The sequence below is a fragment of the Clostridium sp. HBUAS56017 genome (assembly GCF_007115085.1).
GTDB classification, from domain to species: domain Bacteria; phylum Bacillota; class Clostridia; order Clostridiales; family Clostridiaceae; genus Clostridium; species Clostridium cibarium.
The window spans coordinates 253,852-273,210 of the sequence record NZ_SULK01000001.1 but is presented as its reverse complement, the minus strand read 5'-3'; the positions used below and the strand labels follow the sequence as shown (position 1 = coordinate 273,210).

14 protein-coding genes are annotated in these 19,359 nt (G+C 30.5%); 10 read left to right on the top strand and 4 right to left on the bottom strand.

What is annotated here, in order from left to right; all coding sequences use genetic code 11:
• Positions 1-100 precede the first annotated feature (100 nt).
• Positions 101-1,333 (top strand): serine hydroxymethyltransferase, encoded by a 1,233-nt coding sequence (gene glyA / locus FAY47_RS01485; RefSeq protein WP_143314623.1) that lies wholly within the window; start codon positions 101-103, stop codon positions 1,331-1,333.
• A 68-nt stretch (positions 1,334-1,401) separates the two neighbouring features.
• Here the strand turns inward: glyA and FAY47_RS01480 are convergent, their stop codons facing one another.
• Complete coding sequence (locus FAY47_RS01480) at positions 1,402-2,040, bottom strand: MBL fold metallo-hydrolase (RefSeq protein WP_185966683.1); 639 nt, start codon at positions 2,038-2,040, stop codon at positions 1,402-1,404.
• 152 nt (positions 2,041-2,192) lie between these two features.
• On the opposite strand from FAY47_RS01480, the gene FAY47_RS01475 reads away from it, so the two are divergent.
• Both FAY47_RS01475 and FAY47_RS01470 read left to right on the top strand, forming a co-directional pair.
• Positions 2,193-3,128 (top strand): dipeptidase, encoded by a 936-nt coding sequence (locus FAY47_RS01475; RefSeq protein ID WP_143314621.1) that lies wholly within the window; start codon positions 2,193-2,195, stop codon positions 3,126-3,128.
• A 16-nt stretch (positions 3,129-3,144) separates the two neighbouring features.
• Complete coding sequence (locus tag FAY47_RS01470; protein WP_143314620.1) at positions 3,145-3,885, top strand: SDR family oxidoreductase; 741 nt, start codon at positions 3,145-3,147, stop codon at positions 3,883-3,885.
• Positions 3,886-3,943: 58 nt separating this feature from the next.
• On the opposite strand, the gene FAY47_RS01465 is transcribed toward FAY47_RS01470, so the two are convergent.
• Together FAY47_RS01465 and FAY47_RS01460 are read right to left on the bottom strand one after the other, a co-directional pair.
• Positions 3,944-5,449: a HAMP domain-containing sensor histidine kinase gene (locus FAY47_RS01465; protein ID WP_143314619.1), complete on the bottom strand. Its 1,506-nt coding sequence runs from the start codon at positions 5,447-5,449 to the stop codon at positions 3,944-3,946.
• Positions 5,450-5,451: 2 nt separating this feature from the next.
• Positions 5,452-6,123, bottom strand: coding sequence for a response regulator transcription factor (locus tag FAY47_RS01460; protein WP_143314618.1), 672 nt, complete (start codon positions 6,121-6,123; stop codon positions 5,452-5,454).
• Positions 6,124-6,290: 167 nt separating this feature from the next.
• Between FAY47_RS01460 and FAY47_RS01455 the strand changes: the two genes are divergently transcribed.
• Genes FAY47_RS01455 through FAY47_RS20770 form a run of 3 tightly spaced genes read left to right on the top strand, consistent with a single transcriptional unit; the run spans position 6,291 to position 9,261 of the window.
• A complete protein-coding gene (locus FAY47_RS01455) occupies positions 6,291-7,538 on the top strand; it encodes a pitrilysin family protein (RefSeq protein ID WP_143314617.1) in 1,248 nt (415 codons plus the stop codon).
• 7 nt (positions 7,539-7,545) lie between these two features.
• The gene (gene recX / locus FAY47_RS01450; RefSeq protein WP_143314616.1) at positions 7,546-8,184 is read left to right on the top strand and encodes a recombination regulator RecX; all 639 of its coding nucleotides are present in this window, start codon (positions 7,546-7,548) and stop codon (positions 8,182-8,184) included.
• Positions 8,185-8,196: 12 nt separating this feature from the next.
• Positions 8,197-9,261 (top strand): transglutaminase domain-containing protein, encoded by a 1,065-nt coding sequence (locus FAY47_RS20770; protein ID WP_243129505.1) that lies wholly within the window; start codon positions 8,197-8,199, stop codon positions 9,259-9,261.
• A 10-nt stretch (positions 9,262-9,271) separates the two neighbouring features.
• Here FAY47_RS20770 and FAY47_RS01440 read toward each other — a convergent pair whose 3' ends face one another.
• A complete protein-coding gene (locus tag FAY47_RS01440; protein WP_143314615.1) occupies positions 9,272-9,625 on the bottom strand; it encodes a tetratricopeptide repeat protein in 354 nt (117 codons plus the stop codon).
• A 202-nt stretch (positions 9,626-9,827) separates the two neighbouring features.
• Between FAY47_RS01440 and FAY47_RS01435 the strand changes: the two genes are divergently transcribed.
• From FAY47_RS01435 to FAY47_RS01425, 4 genes are all read left to right on the top strand, one after another.
• Entirely contained in the window at positions 9,828-14,120 is a 4,293-nt protein-coding gene (locus FAY47_RS01435; protein WP_143314614.1) for a 2-hydroxyacyl-CoA dehydratase, read from the top strand.
• A gap of 112 nt (positions 14,121-14,232) precedes the next feature.
• Positions 14,233-14,367, top strand: a complete 135-nt coding sequence (locus tag FAY47_RS21110; protein WP_279232031.1) for a CPC_1213 family protein — start codon at positions 14,233-14,235, stop codon at positions 14,365-14,367.
• Between the two features lie 477 nt (positions 14,368-14,844).
• Entirely contained in the window at positions 14,845-17,373 is a 2,529-nt protein-coding gene (locus FAY47_RS01430; RefSeq protein WP_143314613.1) for a dockerin type I domain-containing protein, read from the top strand.
• 243 nt (positions 17,374-17,616) lie between these two features.
• The coding region (locus tag FAY47_RS01425; RefSeq protein ID WP_279232030.1) for a X2-like carbohydrate binding domain-containing protein at positions 17,617-19,359 on the top strand (1,743 nt) is incomplete at its 3' end.

The window sequence follows — 19,359 nt, the reverse complement described above, 5'->3', positions numbered from 1 at the left end:
GTATTATAGCATAAGTAAATAAATTATTATATAAAAACTAGTTGATAATTGTAGTAAATAACCGTATAATTGATTAAAAAGAGTAATTGGGGTGGCATAAATGAATTTTGATAATGTATCAAAGATAGATGAAGAAATCTATGGATTAATGGAAAAAGAATTGAAAAGGCAGCAAAATGGAATAGAATTAATAGCATCAGAAAACTTTACTAGCGAGGCAGTAATGGAAGCTATGGGTTCTCATCTAACTAATAAATATGCTGAAGGATATCCAGGCAAGAGATATTATGGTGGATGTTATGTAGTTGATGAAATAGAAGAAATAGCACGAGAAAGAGCTAAAAAACTATTTGGCGGAGAACATGCGAATGTTCAGCCTCATTCAGGGTCACAAGCTAATATGGCAGTATATTTTACAATACTAAATCCAGGAGACACAGTACTTGGGATGGATTTAAGCCATGGTGGACATTTAACTCATGGTTCACCAGTTAATTTTTCAGGGAAGTTATTCAATTTTGTTTCTTATGGAGTTGATAAGGAAACAGAAGTAATAGATTATGAAAATGTTAGAAAACTTGCTTTAGAATATAAACCAAAATTAATAGTAGCTGGAGCAAGTGCTTATTCTAGGATTATTGATTTTAAAAAGTTTAAGGAAATTGCAGATGAAGTAGGTGCATACTTTATGGTGGATATGGCTCATATAGCTGGACTTGTTGCAGCCGGGGTACATCCTTCACCAGTCCCATATGCTGATTTTGTTACAACAACAACACATAAGACATTAAGGGGACCTAGAGGTGGATTAATAATATGTAAAGAAAAGTTTGCTAAAGACTTAGATAAAAATATATTTCCAGGTATGCAGGGCGGGCCTTTGATGCATGTAATTGCAGGAAAAGCCGTTTGTTTAAAAGAAGCTTTAGATCCAAGTTTCAAAGAATATATGACTCAAGTAGTTAAGAATTGTAAAACACTTGGAGAAGAATTAACTAAAAGAGGATTTAAGCTTGTATCAGGAGGAACAGATAACCACTTGATTCTTGTTGATCTAAACAATAAGGATATAACAGGTAAAGAAGCTGAAAATTTACTTGATTCAATAGGTGTAACTCTTAATAAAAATACAGTTCCAAATGAAACAAGAAGTCCATTTGTTACATCTGGAGTTAGAATAGGTACAGCAGCTGTAACTACAAGAGGATTTAAAGAAGATGATATGAAGGTAGTTGCAGAGATAATAGATGAAGCGATTAAAAACAAAGATGGAAACTTAGATGGATTAAGAACTAAAGTTCTAGAGCTTTGTGAAAAGCATCCTTTATACTAAGGGTAAAAGACTATCACAGAATAATTATATACTTATTCTGTGATAGTCTTTTTAATAATATAAAAATTTTAGAAGCTAATTTTTACAGAAGTAATTTCCCTTCCATGGCCAGGGTATACTAATTTTAAGTCTAGTAATTCAATTTTTTTAATACTTTTCCGAAGCATATCTATATCCTCTGCTATAAGAGCTTCTGATGGATATAAAAAGTTCATAAAGATATCTCCTCCTATTAATTCATTATCATTAATAAGAATTCCGATAGAACCTTTAGTATGACCAGGTATATGAATTATAGTTGCGTCAATTCCGAATTCCTTAAGAGATTGATCATCAGTTAAAAACAAGTCAGGTTCAAATTCTTCAATAGATGTTTTTTTGAAATTCCATAAAGAAACTTTTTTTAAAATACTACCTACAAAAGAATTTGAATAGATATTATTAATAGAATTATTTTTAGATAGTTTATAATCGTCAGAATGCATTGCAATTTTTGCGTTGAAATGCTTGGCCAAAAAAGCTGCATTTCCTGTATGATCGATATGACCATGAGTTAAAATAATCAGTATGATATTATAGTTTTCTAGTCTTTCTAATAGATGTTTTCTATATTTTTCTCTAGCTGTATCTATTAAAATGGCAAAATTATTACCTTCAATTAAATAACAATTTACATTACCACATGGAATAGTAATTATTTTGTACAATAAGCCCACCACCTATCTTAAGTATTTTTTTTAGTATAGCACTATTATGAATAAAATTCAATATTTGTAAAATAAAGTAAATTAATTATTGATAAAAAATAGGTTGAAATTAACCTTAATAAGGATATAATATAAAAAATAGAGGTGAAGCTATGAAATATATCGATTTACATTGTGATACAGCCAGTAGAATTTTATATGAACATGAAGGGTTGAAAAAGAATAACTTCAAGGTTGATATAGGTAAATTGAGAAAGGGTCAGTGTTTGGCTCAAGTGTTTGCATTTTTCATAGATGCAGGTAAGATAGATAATACTATGAGTGAATTTGAAGTAATGTATAATAAATTTAAGGAAGAGTTAGAAGAAAATAAAGAGGATATAGAATTAGTTACAAATTTAACTGAACTTAATGAAATAGAGAAAAAAGGGAAGATAGGAGCATTTTTATCTATTGAAGAAGGAGAAGCTTTAGGGAAACATATTGAAAATGTAGAGAAGGTTTATAAAAAGGGAATAAGATTTGTAACACTTACTTGGAATTATAAGAACTCTTTTGGGTATCCAAATGATGGATTTAGGTATAAAGATAAAGGCTTAACGAAATTTGGAATGCAGATGGTATTAGAGATGGAGAGGCTAGGTATTCTTCCAGATGCCTCACATCTATCGGATGCTGGGTTTTATGATTTAATAAAAGTTTGTAAAAAACCGTTTATAGTAACTCATTCTAATAGCAGAAAACAGACACTCCATTCAAGAAATTTAACTGATGAAATGATTAAATTGTTAGCAGATAAGGGTGGAGTTTTAGGAATTAATTTTTGCTCCAAATTTATAGGAAAAAGTCAGATATCATTAATAGAAGATATGGTTAGACATATTAAGCATATTAGAAATGTTGGAGGTATAGATGTTATATCTCTAGGAAGTGATTTCGACGGAATAGAGAATGAAGTTGAAATAAAGGATGCATCTGAGTTTAATAAATTAGAGATAGCTCTTAAAAACGAGGGATTTAAAAATGAAGAAATAGAAAAAATATATTATAAAAATGCATTAAGATTATTTAAAGAAACTTTAAGATAGGGAAAAGGATGAAAAGATGAGTAAATTATTAGGTAAAGTAGCTATCATTACAGGGTCCTCGAGAGGAATAGGCAGGGCAATAGCTATAGAACTTGGAAAAGAAGGAGCTTCTATTGCTATAAATTATTCTAAAGATGATGATGGAGCAAAAGAAACTATGGATATACTTAAAAAAATAGGGATAACTGCATATGTGATAAAAAAGGATGTATCCACATTTGAAGGGGCAAAGGAAATAGTGGATGAAACCTTGAGGCATTTTGGGAAAATAGATATATTAATTAATAATGCAGCTAAAAGTAAGATAGGATTATTTATGGATGCAAGTAAGGATGAAATAGAGGAATTATTAAATACAAATCTTGTAGGCCCTATGTATTTAACAAAACATGCAATTCCACATATGATTGGAAAAGGTGGTGTAATTCTTAATATATCTTCAATGTGGGGAGAGGTTGGGGCGTCATGTGAAGTTACGTATTCAACATCAAAGGGAGGAATAAACCTATTTACAAAAGCCTTAGCTAAGGAGATGGCACCATCAAATATTAGAGTGAATGCAATAGCTCCAGGTGTTATAGATACTGAAATGAATGCATTTCTAACTGTAGAAGATAGGAAGGAACTAGAAGAGGAAATTCCAATAGGAAGATTTGGATTACCAGAAGAAGTAGGAAAAACTGCAGTGTTTTTATGCAGTAGTGATTCGAGTTATATTACAGGGCAAGTTATTAAGGTAGATGGATCATATATTTAAAAAAAGGATTAATTGAAAAAGTCTTATTATAAGACAAGATTCAATTAATCCTTTAGCTTTAATCATTTTCTTCTTCAATTTTAGGAATATAATATTTAAATTCAACCCCATCCTCAGTATTTTCTAGAGAATATTTTAAATTATGTAGTTCAAGTAGATTTTTAACTATAGATAAACCAAGACCGGTACTATTGGTATTTCTTTGTCGGGCCTTATCCACTCTGTAGAATTTATTAAAGAGCTTGTCAAGTTCTTTCGGATCTATATATCCACCTTTGTTTAAAACTGAAATTTTATATAAATCTTTTTCTTCGGATATAGATACTACAATATAATTATCACTTGGAGTATATTTAATAGCATTAGTGATTACATTAGTTAATACCTGCTCCATTTGGAAAGAATCTGCAGAGACATAGGAATATTGTGTGTTTTCATTGAAAACTATTTTTAATCCATTTTCTTCAGCATTAACTGAATGCTTAGTTATTACCTTGTTTATTAGTCTGTTTATATTAAATGTTTCGAATTTAGGTTTAATTACTCCCGCTTCTAATTTTGAAAGTTCAAGCATGTTAGAAACTAGAACACCCATTTTTTTTGATTCATCAATTATAGTTTCAAGATAAATAAGAGAATCTTCACCAGATACTATGCCGTCCTTTATACCTTCGGCATAACCTTCAATTATTCCTATAGGAGTTTTAAGCTCATGGCTAACAGAAGCTATAAAGTCTTTTCTCATAAGCTCTAGGCTACGTTCTTTCTCAATGTCCTCTTTCAGTTTCTTGTTTTTCTCTTGAAGATTTTTTAAAGCACCATCAAGATTTGTGGAAAGAAAATTTAGAGTGTTTGCAAGACTGCCTATTTCATCTTCTCTGTTAACTGTACATTTTTCATCAAAATTCATTTTACTCATTTTTAGAGCCACATTATTTATTTTAATAAGAGGTTTTGAAATAAGATTTGAGTAAAGTGATGATAGAAAAATTGAAATAACTGCAAATCCTATAAAAATATATATATAAAAATCACTCATAGCATCAGAAGCTTCTTTTATAGGCTGAATAGATGTTACAGATACTATCAGAGAATCATTCGGTGAATTTATGGACATTGCAGAGACGCCACCTATTTTTTTATCTCCGGAAAATTTATCATCATAATATATAATTTGAGTATTATCTATAGATAATATTTTGCGTAGTAAATCGTGATCAGTTACTGCGTAACTATAAAATGCTTTTAGTACATTAACATCATAAGAATCGTTATTATATTTATCAGCAAGATATTTTATATCACCATTTGAAGAAAATATAGCAATTTTAGAATTTGTATTTTCTTCAAAGGATTTCATTGCTCTAGATACTACGTTATCATCATCTAAATTATAGGAATAAATACTTTTAAACTTATTGATTTCTTGAGTTAAAATATTTTTTTTTCTTCTTTCATAGAATCCTTGAAAGAAGAATATTTGAAAAATTAAAGTTGTAGCCATTAATGTTACCAATAGGCCTAGAGTAATAAAGAATAGTTTATGTGATAATTTATGCTTCATTATTAATGCACCTCAAATTTATAGCCACTACCTCTAACAGTTACAATATAATTAGATTTGTCACCAAGTTTTTCTCTTAATCTTTTTACATTAGTATCTACAGTTCTGATATCACCATAATAATCAATTCCCCAAACACTATCTAGAATATGATCTCTAGATAAGGCTATTGATTCATTATCAGTTAAATATACTAATAATTCATATTCTTTTGGGGATAGTGATAATGGAATATCATTTATCTTAACTTCTCTTGAAAGCTTATTGATTACAAGTCCGTTATAGTCTTGAGAACTTGAGTCTATATCTTCTCTAGTTCTTTTTAAGAGTGCTTTAACTTTAGCAACTAGTACTTTGGGGCTGAAAGGCTTTGTAACATAATCATCAGCACCGATATCATAGCCTTGAAGTTTATCCTCTTCTTGATCTTTAGCAGTCAGAAGTATAACTGGAAGAGTAGAAACCTCACGAATTTTTTCAAGAAGAGTTAACCCATCCATAACAGGCATCATTATATCTAGAATTATAAGGTCAATTTTATTTTCTTTAAATATATTTAAAGCAGCTTCTCCATTTTCAGCTTCATAAATTGTGAATCCTTCTTTTAAAAAGTAATCTCTAATTAAAAATCTTATTCTAAATTCATCTTCAACTATAAGTATAGATTTTTTCATAATAATCTCTCCCTTTCTAGGTAAAATTAAATTTCAAATTTAAGGGGTACTTAATATTATTATATATAAAAGTAGCAAGATATAAAATAGAAGAATATAATAATATTATTGTAAAGTAGTTAGAAAAGGATTATATTTAAAGTTGCTATATAAAAAGGAGATTTTGAATGGTGAAATTAAATTTCGATGTAAAGAGACATATTTTGGAAAATGGATTAAAAATCTTAACTATAAAAAAAGATACACATATTGCTTCAATTAACATAGGAATAAAAGTGGGAGCTATAAATGAAACTTTGGATGAAAAAGGTATAAGTCATTTTATTGAACACATGATTTTTAAAGGAACAAAAAATAGAAATAATGAAGAGTTGAATTATCAGCTGGAATCGTTAGGTGGGGAATATAATGCATATACTGAATATAATTCTACTGTTTATACAATAAGTTGTTTAAGTGAAGAATTAAAAAATGGTATAGAACTTCTTGGAGATATGATTACTTCATCAAATTTTTTAGAGGAAGAAATTGAAAAAGAAAGAGGAGTAATACTAGCAGAAATAAGAACGAGTAAAGATGATGTAGAGGATTTGAGTTTTAAAAAAGTAAATGAGGTAGCATTTAAGACAAGTCCTTTGAAATATGATGTTACTGGTATAGAAGAAAAAGTTAAGAATTTTAGAAGAGAAGATATTGTTAAGTTTTATAGTAAATATTATAGCCCAAAGAATAGTTTAATAACTGTAGTTTCTTCAATGGAACACGAAGAAGCAAAAAAGCTAATAGAAGAAAAGTTTGCATCTTGGCAGGGGGAAGAGGTAAAGGAGCCAATAGTAGATCAAGAAAAAAATGCAAATGTTAAAATAATAAATTATAAAAATGATATGGAACAAAGTACAATAGTATATTTGTATACATTTTATGATTTAGACAAGGAATATGAATTACCTCTAAGAATATTAAATCATAGGCTGGGTGAAAGTTCTAATTCGTTATTATTTAGAGAAATTAGAGAAAAACGAGGATTAGCATATGATATATATACCCAGCTAGATATGACAAAGTATATAAAAACACTATATATATATACAGCAGTTTCAGATGAAGATGTTAATGAAACAATTAAGGCAATAGATGAAACATTAAATGGCATAGTTAAGGGTGAGGTAGTAATTGGTGATAGAGATTTGGATATAATGAAGAAGGTTCATAAAACAGCAGTTATATCAACTTTGGAAGATTCATCAGAATTATGTAATTATATACTTCATCAAGAACTTGAAGATGAGGATATATTTGAATTTGTTAAAGATATGGATGAGTTGAACAAACTAAATAAGGAGAAAATATATGAAGTATCAAAACTTGTTTTAAAGGAACCGACAATACATGTTTTAAAATCTTCTAAGGAGTAATTAAAGTATGGCTAAAATAACAAGGATAGAAACTCAAAAGAGGAATAAAGATAGGGTAAACATATATTTAGATGATAGATATGCTTTTGCAGTAAATGCAGAACTTGTTTATAGGGAAGGTTTAAAAGTAAATTTAGAAGTTGATGAAGAAAAACTCCATAACTTATCTAAAAATGAAAATTTACTAAAATGTAAAGAAACTGCACTTAGAATAATTGAGAGAAGTTATAAGACAGAAAAAGAAATTAAGGAAAAGTTAAGGGAAAAGGGATATGATTCAGAAGAGATAATAAAAGTATTAGGATTTCTTAAAGAATATAATTTTATAAATGATGAATCTTATATGAAAATGTACATAAAAGATAGGCTTAAAAGTCAAGGTAGGGAAAAAATAAAGTATGCATTGTTAAGAAAAGGGATAGATAGTGATTTGATTGAAGAGGAACTAAATTCTATTGATATGGATGAAGAGCGAAATATAGCTGTAGAGTTAGCAACAAAGAAATATTTAGTGCTTATAAAACGAGAGAATGATAAATATAAGTTATGGAATAAGTTATGTAGATTTTTGGTGGGAAAAGGATATAAGTATTCCATAGCTAAAGAAGTGGTTCAAGAAGTGTGTCATATGGAGGATATAAATTAAAGGAGAAGATATATGAATTTTGATATTCAAATGATTTTATGTTTAGGAATAATAATAATCTCCATAATTGCTACAATAAGTAGAGTTTTACATAGTGATGATTTAGGAGAAGCAATAGAACCTATTCTATCAGGATGTTCAACAATAATAGCTTTTTTTGTTATTATTGGTTCATATGAAAGGCTAAGTTTAGAAACAAGTAATATTTTAAATAAATATTTTTCTGGTAGTATAGTAAATAGTGGAATAGTTCGAATTTTAGTATTAATAGCAGTCTTTGTAATAATAAAATTTCTAATAGAGGCTGTTCTTAAATTAATAAATTCTCTATCTTTAAATAATGCAATAAAGAAACTTAATATAAGTAAAACTTTTCTAGTTGTATTTTCAAGTATATTTGGAGCTATAAGGGGTATGGTAGTTATAGTCTTACTATGCATTTCCTTGTTAGTATATAATAGTATTGTACCAAATAGTAGACGAATAAATGTACTTGATAATTTGGCAGCATATAATAAGCTAGAGAGAATAATTGATGAGAGTAAAATAGAAAATATTTCAAATGGGATATTAGAAAGTGTTTCCAACAATAAAGTATATTATTATAATGGAGTTACAATAGATAAAGGAATCGAGTCAAATAGTGAAATAGATAATATGGCAATGGAAATTACAAAAAGAGATGATGGGGATAGAGAAAAAGCAAAGAGCATTTATAATTGGGTTGGAAGTAATATAGTATATGATGATTTAAAAGCTGATAAAGTTATGAGTCAAACTACAACTAAGTATGAAAGTGGAGCAATACCTGCTTTTAGGGATAGAAAGGGAATATGCTTTGATTATGCATGTCTTTATACAGCTATGGCAAAGGCAGTTGGGCTTAAGAGTAGAATCATAATAGGAGAGGCATTTAATGGTACCCAATATATAAGTCATTCATGGAATCAAGTTTATATTAGAGAAGAAGGTAAATGGATTAATGCGGATTCTACTTTTTATCCAGCAGGAAACTATTTTGATAGTGTGAATTTTAATAAAGAATATAAGACTAAAAATGTAGCAGGAGAGTTCTAGTAGAACTCTCCTATTTTTTTACTATACGAGAAGTAATAAGCTTTATGGCTTTTTCACAATCTGTATCTTCATTATTAAGTGCCCATGCAATATTAAAATTGATTAGAGCCTTATTAGTATCTTCTTTCATAGCATAGCAATATCCAAGATTAAAGTAATACTTGCTCTCTTTATGTAATTGAAGAGCTTTTTTTATCATAGTTATTGCATTATCGTATTCTCTCAATTTAATGAAGCAAACTCCAGAATTGTAATATGAACAAGCTTCATTATCTTTTGTTTTGATAGCTTTTTTATAGCAATCAATAGCCCTTTTATAGTCTTGTGTATTGTAGAGTTTATTACCTTCATTAAAAAAGCTCATATGCCCTCCTTAAATATTATTCAAAATAGAAATTTATTCCTTATGATTATAGACATAGCTGTTATATTATATACATGAAAAACATATGTTATTACTGTTTGTGGAAAGTTTAAATCATTCTTAAAATATAATGTGAAACTTGAAAAACATGAAAGAAACGTTATAATATAAGTAGTCATAAAATATATAAGTAGGTGTATGAATGAAAAGATATAGTGTAGGATTAGATGTTGGGTCTACAACAGTTAAAGTTGTTGTATTAGATTATAACCAAAATATAGTATACAGTCAGTATAAGAGACATTTTTCAGATATACGAAGTACTATAATAGAATTAATAAAAGAAGCTTATATCAGTGTGGGAGAGGCTATGGTTACAGTAAGTGTTACTGGATCAGGAGGCCTTTCTGTTTCTAAATGGTTGGATGTAGACTTTGAGCAAGAGGTAATAGCATGTACTAGAACGGTAGAAGAATTAGTTCCAGAAACAGATGTAGCTATTGAACTTGGTGGAGAAGATGCTAAAATTACATACTTTAAAGGTGGCATAGAGCAAAGAATGAATGGTACGTGTGCAGGGGGTACAGGTGCATTTATAGATCAAATGGCAGCGCTTTTAAATACAGATGCTTCAGGACTTAATGATTTGGCTAAAAATTATAAAGTTATATATCCAATAGCATCTAGATGTGGAGTTTTTGCAAAAACAGATGTACAACCTTTAATAAATGAGGGAGCAAAAACAGAAGATATTGCAGCATCTATATTACAAGCAGTAGTAAATCAAACAATAAGTGGACTTGCTTGTGGAAAACCAATAAGAGGAAAGGTGGCATTTCTAGGAGGGCCTTTATTTTTCTTATCGGAACTTAGACAAAGATTTATAGAAACTTTACAACTTACAGAGGATGAAATAGTATTCCCTGAAAATTCACAATTATTTGTTGCATATGGAGCAGCACTATTATCGAGAAAATCAAAAGAAATAGAATTAAAAAATCTTGTTTCAAAAGTTAAAAAAATTATAGACATAAGTGATGAAGGTGTAGAACGACTTAATCCTCTATTTCAAAATGAAGAAGAGTATAGAGTTTTTACTGAAAGACATAGTAAAGCAAAAGCTAAAAGGGGGGATATAGAAACATATAAAGGAAAAGCCTTCTTAGGGATTGATGCAGGTTCTACAACCACTAAAGTTGTATTGATAAATGATAAAGGTGAAATAATTTATAATTATTATGGAAGTAATGGAGGAAATCCATTAAATAAAGTCATAGAGGTTCTAAAGGATTTATATTCTAAATTAGATGAAGAAGTGGAAATAGTAAATTCTACTGTTACAGGATATGGGGAAGCTTTAATAAAATCGGCGTTACATGTAGATATTGGAGAAATTGAAACTATTGCTCACTATAAAGCATCAGATTATTTCTTACCTGGAGTAGATTTTATTTTAGATATTGGTGGACAAGATATGAAATGCTTAAGAATAAAAGATGGAGTAATAGATTCCATTTTGTTAAATGAAGCATGTTCATCAGGGTGTGGATCGTTTATAGAGAGTTTTGGAAAGTCTTTAAATATGAAAGTTGAGGATTTCGCTAAAGCGGCAGTAACATCAAAAGCTCCAGTAGACTTGGGTTCAAGATGTACAGTGTTTATGAACTCTAGAGTTAAACAAGCTCAGAAAGAAGGGGCTCAAGTTTCAGATATTTCTGCTGGATTATCTTACTCAGTTATTAAGAATGCTCTGTTTAAGGTTATAAAAATAAGAGATGAAAAGGAAATGGGTAAGAAAATAATAGTGCAAGGTGGTACTTTCTACAATGATGCAGTACTTAGAAGTTTTGAAATTATTTCAGGAAGAGAAGTTATAAGGCCAGACATAGCAGGTATTATGGGAGCTTTTGGTGCAGCTATAATTTCTAAGGAGAGATATGTTGAAGGGAATAAGTCTAGTTTGCTAAGTAGAGAGAAGATAGATAGTTTTACAATGAAAGCTGATTTTAGAAGATGTGGACTTTGTGGAAATAACTGCTTATTGACAATAAATAGATTCTCTACAGATGAAGAATTTATATCAGGAAATAGATGTGAAAGAGGTTTAGGAATAGAAAGAACTAAGGAAGAAGTCCCTAATCTTTTTAAATATAAGTTAAAAAGGACGTTTAATTATATTCCATTAAAGAAGGAAGAAGCGAAAAGAGGGATAATAGGTATTCCAAGGGTGTTAAATATGTATGAAAATTACCCATTCTGGTTTACTTTACTTACAAATCTTGGCTTTAGAGTTGAACTATCACCTATTTCAAGTAAAAAGGTTTATGAGCTTGGTATAGAGACGATACCATCAGAATCAGCATGTTATCCAGCTAAGATTTCCCATGGACATATTATGTCTCTTATAAATAGAGGAATAAAAACAATATTTTATCCATGTATTCCTTATGAAAGAAAAGAGTTTAATGATGCCAATAATCATTATAATTGTCCAATGGTTACTTCATATCCGGAAGTAATAAAGAATAATATGGATATAATAAAAGATAATGATATTAAGTTTATGGAACCATTCTTATCATTAGAAGACAAAGATGGCTTAGCTGCAAGAATTGTAGAAGAATTTAAAGATTTTAATGTGTCTAAGGATGAAGCTAGAAAAGCAGTAAATGAAGCTTATATTGAAAGAGATAATTTTGATAAAGATTTAAGAGAAAAAGGAAGAGAAGTAATTAAATATTTAAAGAAAACTGGGAAAAAAGGTATAGTACTAGCAGGTAGACCATATCATGTAGATCCAGAAATACATCATGGTATACCAGATATAATTACTTCTTTTGATATGGCAGTATTAACAGAAGACAGCATAGCTTATTTAGGAGAATTAGATAATCCATTAAGGGTAGTTGATCAATGGATGTATCATTCAAGATTATATAGAGCAGCAAATTTTGTTTCTAAGAATGACTGCTTAGAACTTATACAACTTAACTCATTTGGATGTGGGCTTGATGCTGTTACAACTGATCAAGTAGCTGAATTGCTAGCATCAAGAGGGAAAATTTATACATGTTTAAAAATTGATGAAGGTAACAATTTAGGAGCAGCAAAAATAAGGATTAGATCATTAAAAGCTGCTATGGAAGAAAGAGAAAGAAATGGTTATGAGCCACATGTAGAAGAAATAGTATATAAGAATCCAGTATTCACAAAAGAGATGAAGAAAACTCATACTATTTTAGCTCCACAAATGTCTCCAATTCATTTTGATATTATAGAAGCAGCTGTGAGATCTTGTGGTTACAATCTTGAAGTTCTTCCATCAATAGATACTGAAGCTGTTGAAGAGGGTTTAAAGTATGTAAATAATGATGCTTGTTATCCTTCTATAATAGTGGTAGGTCAAATTATTCACGGATTAAAGTCAGGAAAATATGATTTGAATAATACCTCTGTAATAATAACACAAACAGGTGGAGGGTGTAGAGCTACAAATTATGTAGGGTTCTTAAAGAAGGCACTTAAAGAAGCTGGATTTGAACAAATTCCAATACTTTCATTTAATACTGTTGGTCTTGAGAAACAACCTGGATTTAAGATAACGTTGAAGCTTGTTCAAAGAGCTCTTATGGCTCTTATTTATGGAGATTTATTTATGAGAGTACTTTATAGAACTAGGCCATATGAAAAGGTGAAAGGTTCAGCTAATGCTCTTCATGAAAAGTGGAATAAAATAGCTAAGGCTAACGTCCAAAATGGAAGTAAGAGGGAATTTAACGCTAATATGAAGAAGATTGTTGAAGAGTTTGATAATCTTGAATGTTTAGATATAGTTAAGCCTAGAGTAGGTTTAGTTGGAGAAATATTAGTCAAATTCCATCCAACAGCAAACAATGATGTAGTTAATATTATTGAAGCAGAAGGAGCAGAAGCGGTAATGCCTGACTTGATGGATTTCTTCTTCTATTCAGCATATGATGAAGAGTTCAAATTTAAAAACTTAGGTGCTAGTAGATTGAATAGAAATATTTATATGTTTGCTATTAGTTATATGGAGAGTTACAGAAAAACTATGAAAAAGGTATTGGATGCATCTGAGAGATTCCATGCACCAAAACATATAGTTGAACTTGGTAAGATGGCATCGCCAATACTTTCACTTGGAAATCAAACTGGTGAAGGTTGGTTCTTAACGGCTGAAATGATTGAGCTTATTGAAAGTGGAGCAGATAATATAATATGCATGCAACCTTTTGCTTGTTTACCAAATCATGTAACTGGTAAAGGTATGATTAAGGCATTGAAAGCAAAATATCCAACTGCAAATATAGTTGCAGTTGATTATGATCCAGGGGCATCAGCAGTAAATCAGCTTAATAGAATTAAACTAATGTTATCAGTTGCCTTTAAAAAGGTAGATGAAAAGATTATTGAACTTCCAGCTAATAGAGAAGCTAGTGTAACTCATGATGGAATTGTTATTAGTGAAAACTAAAAGTTAAATTAAAAAAGATGAAATTATTATTTGAAATAATTTCATCTTTTTTTCTTGTAGGTTTAAGAATAAAAAGAGTGTAAGTGGACATTATATTATGGAGGTGATGTCTATGAGTAACAAAATGGATGAAAGTTATAAAATAAGAAAGAAAAAGTTAAAACATAATCCACAAGCAGAAAGTGTTAAATCAGTTTTTGGGGAACCTAAAGCTAGAGATAATGATCCTAGTGATTTTAAAATTTGAGATAATTTATAAGCTTATAAAACATAAATATAAATTTCTTTATATTTATGTTTATTTTTTTACTATTTTTTACATGGATTAATAAAAAAATAAAATGAAAACAAATTTCATGCCAACTTGTAACCGATATCATAAAAGTCAAAATTTTAATCGTAAACGTTTATTTTTATTGTAAACATAGTTGACGACAAGGTAGGGATATTTCGTGAAAAATGGTAGAAAATAGGAATGGGTTGTGAGAAAATGTGCATATAAGATGATTTTGGTAAAAATTTTGAATATTCACAAAAGAACAAATATTCATTTTTGTGTGAATATCTTAAAGAAGAAATATTCCATCGTAAATTGTCAATATAAATAATCTATTTAATTTTAAGAGGGATTGACGATTTTTATAATACATTTCATGAAAAAATGTAGAAAAATATACAATAAATGTGAGAAGATTAAAAAAAACAGTTTAGAGGGGGAAAAATGATGAATAAAAAACTGTGTACGCTAATTGCATCTCTAGTAGTGGGGTCAATGGTATCTACAACTAATGCATTAGCTATAAGTACAGGACCTTCTGAAAATCCTGTACCAAATTATAATACGCCTTATACATGGAATAAGGTGAATACTGGAGCGGGTGGCGGTTATATACCAGCTATTATATTTAACCAAAGTGAAAAAGATTTAATATATACACGAACAGATATTGGTGGAGCATATAGATGGGATTCGAAAACTAGTTCATGGATTGGGTTGTCAGACTGGATAGGTTATGATAATTGGAATTTACTTGGCTGTGAAAGCTTAGCTACAGATCCTGTTGAGACAAATAGAGTATATATAGCTTCAGGAACATATACTAATGATTGGGCAGGAAATGGTGCAATTTTAAGATCTACAGACAAAGGGGATACTTGGGAGAAGACAGATTTGCCATTTAAAATAGGTGGAAATATGCCAGGACGTTCAATGGGGGAGAGATTAGTAATAGATCCTAATAATAATAGAATACTTTATCTTGGTGCTCGTAATGGTAATGGTCTGTGGAAGAGTGAAGACTATGGTGTTACATGGAATAGAGTAGAGTCATTTGAAAATGTTGGTGATTATCGTGATCCAAATTGTAATGACCAAATAGGGGTAGTATGGGTTACATTTGATCCAACTACAGGAACTAAAGGAAATACTACTCAAACTATATATGTAGGTGTAGCAGATACAAAACAAAGTATTTATAAGAGTACAGATGGCGGAAAGACATGGAACGCGGTAGAAGGACAACCTACATTATCAAATCAACCAAGCTGGATAGCTATGGATGAAAAGACAAAGCAAAAAAAGCCAAGAGCATTCTTGCCATATCATGGAGTTTTATCATCAGATGGAAATCTTTATATTACATATAGTAATGATTGTGGACCTTATGATGGAACTAGAGGAGATTTATGGAGATATAATACTAAGAATGGCGAATGGAAAAATATAAGCCCAGTACCTTCAAGTAGTGATGATGATTATTTTGGTTATGGCGGATTAGCAGTAGATTCCCAAAATCCAAAAACATTAGTAGTTGCTAGTATGAACTCATGGTGGCCTGATACTAAGATGTTCCGTAGTACAGATGGAGGAGAAAATTGGAAACCAATATGGGAGTTTGATGGATATCCAACTCGTAAACTTTATTATAAGCAAGATATTTCAAAAGCACCATGGTTAGATTGGGGAACTGTTCCACAAGTACCAGAAATAAATCCAAAGCTTGGATGGATGACTGGCGGGGTATCTATAGACCCATTTAATTCTGATAGGATGATGTATGGTACTGGGGCTACACTTTATGGTAGTGATAATCTTACTAATTGGGATAAAGGAGAAAAGATTGATATAGATGTAAAAGCAACAGGTATTGAAGAAGAAAATGTACTAGCATTGGCAAGTCCTTCATCAGGAACAGCACATTTAATTACTGGTATGGGAGATGTAAGCGGCTTTGTTCATGATGACTTAACAACAGTTCCAAAGACAATGATGAATACACCAAACTTTAATACATGTAGCATAGATTATGCTGAAACAAAGGCAAACTTTGTAGTAAGATCAGGAAATGTTTCTAAGGATAAAAAGAGTACTACAAAAGGTTGTGCATTCTCTTATGATGGAGGACATAATTGGTTCTCAGGACAAGATATCCCTGGAATTAGTGAAGAAGCTGGTGGAACTGTTGCAGCAGCAGCAGATGCAACGGTAGTGGTTTGGAGCCCAAGTGGATCTGGAACTAAAAAAGCTTATTATTCAACAAGTAATGGTAGTTCATGGATTGAAACTAGTGGCTTGCCTGATGGAGCTAAAGTAGCATCAGATCGTGTAAATCCAAAGAAATTCTATGGATTTGTAAATGGAGAGTTTTATGTAAGTACTGATGCTGGAGCGACATTTGCTAAAACAGCCGCAACAGGATTACCTAAAGATGGTAAGTTCAAAGCTGTTCCAGGAATGGAAGGAGAAGTATGGATTGCAGGTAGTGGTAATGGCTTATGGCACTCAAAAGATTCTGGAAATAGTTTCACAAAGGTACTTGGAGTTGAAGCTGCAGAAACCATTGGATTTGGTAAAGCTGCTGAAGGAAAAGACTATATGGCACTTTACAGCAATGCAAAAATAAATGGTATTCGTGGAATTTTTAGATCAGATGATGAAGGTGAAACTTGGACAAGAATAAATGATGATAATCATCAATATGGAGTTGCAAATTCAGACATTACAGGAGATCCAAGGATTTATGGAAGAGTTTATATAGCTACTAATGGGTTAGGTGCTATTTATGGGGATATAAGTAAAGAACTAAGAGGTGACGTAGATGGAGATGGTGAATTATCTATGTCAGATGTAATAGCATTGAAAAGATATATTCTTGGAAAAGATGCAGGTTCTATAAATACTAGAAATGCAGATGTAAACAAAGATGGAACAATAGATGTAGCTGATTTATTTGAATTATTTGACTTGCTATAAGAGCAATTGAATCAATTAAATATTTCGTAAAATGACGAAAGTTAGTCTTAATCTAATTATTACGGAAAATATCTATTCCGCGAAGATAAAAGGGCAATATAGGAAATAGTGTAGAAATAGAGGAAAAGGTAGTGTAATAATATGGAATGTAAGATATAAAGGTTTTAAATAATATAGTGAAATGTAAAAAAATCACTATATGTTTAATATAGATTTTTTCAAATTTTGGGAGGGGAAATATAAATGAAAAGATTAAAAGTTTGCTCACTTATTACTGCAGCATTGCTATCTGCATCGATAACAATGCAATGTTATCCAACATATGCCAAAGAAGGCAATAATGTTGATGTACAAATGTTTAATACTAATACTTCAGAGACTACAAATGGAGTAGCAACAAAGTATAAGATTACTAATACAGGAAGTGAAGATGTAGATCTTTCACAAGTAAAGATAAGATATTACTATACAATAGATGGCGAAAAAGCAGAGAATTTTTATTGTGATAGTGCTTCAAAGATAGAAGGATACAATTATACTGGAATTACAAGTAATGTATCAGGAAGCTTTGTAAAGATGGATCAACCTAAAGAAGGTGCTGATCATTACCTTGAAATTTCATTTGGTAGTGAAGCAGGTAAATTAGCAGCTGGGGGAGTTGTTGAAATACAAGGAAGATTTGCTAAGGAAGATTGGTCAAACTTGAATCAAAGCAATGACTACTCATTCAATTCAGCTACTAGTTATACTAGCACAGATAAGACAGTAGTATTTGTAAATGATCAACAAGTTAGTGGAGTAATTCCAAGTAAAGATGTAGCACAAGATCCAGCACAAGATCCAGATCAACCTAGAACTCCAACTGGTAATGTTACAGTAGATACAATTAATGGTACTACAGCAACTTCTACAAATACTTTAAATCCTACATTTAAGGTGAAAAATTCTTCTGATAAAGCAGTAAAGTTATCAGATTTAAAATTAAAGTATTTTTATAATTCTGATGGAGATGAAAAGGAAAACTTCTTCTGTGATTATGCAGCAGTAACAACTGGAGGTTATAGAGGATTAACAGGTAATGTAAAAGGAACAATTAATCCGTTTGCAGCAGCGGATGGTAGTACTACTACAAATACTTATTTAGAAATTGGATTTGATGATGCGTCTGGAACACTTGAACCAGGACAAGAAATGGTTGTTCAAACAAGAATTTCTAAAGAAAATTGGAGTAATTTTGATCAATCAAACGACTTCTCATTCAATGCAAATGGAGCAGCAGCATGGCAAAATGTTGTCGCTGAAGTGGATGGAAAAGTAATATTTGGACAAGGTCCAATTCCAATAATAGATTCAGTAATAGATCCAAAGGTTGCTACAGAAGATAAAAATGTACCAACTGATATACCAGTAAATATAGAATATAATCGTAACACTCTTACTGCAATAAAATATAAAGATAAAGTGTTAAAAGAAGGACAGGATTATACAGTAACTGCTGATGGTGTAGTATTAAGCAAAGACTTCTTAAAGACTTTACCAAAAGGAGATGCAGTTATCACATTTGACTTTAACCAAGGTAATGATGCTGACTTAAAAGTAACAGTTATTAAAACACATATAGTAGATTCAGTAATTACTCCAACTACAGCTGATGTAGACAGAACAAATCCAAAGGATATTACAGTAGATGTACAATATAACGGAAATGAACTTCTTGCAGTTAAAAATGGAGATAAAGTTTTAGAAAAAGGAAAAGATTATACAATAGTTGGCGGAAAAGTAGTATTAAGCAAGAGCTACTTAGCTAAATTACCAAAAGGACAAGTGGTTCTTACATTTGATTTTGATGATGGAAATGATCCAACATTAACTTTAAATGTTACTGGAGATATAAGTTCTATTTTAGATAAGGAACAAGCTGATTTTAATAGAGTAAGTCCAGCAGATATTACAGTAGGAATAGAATACAATGGAAATACTCTTAAA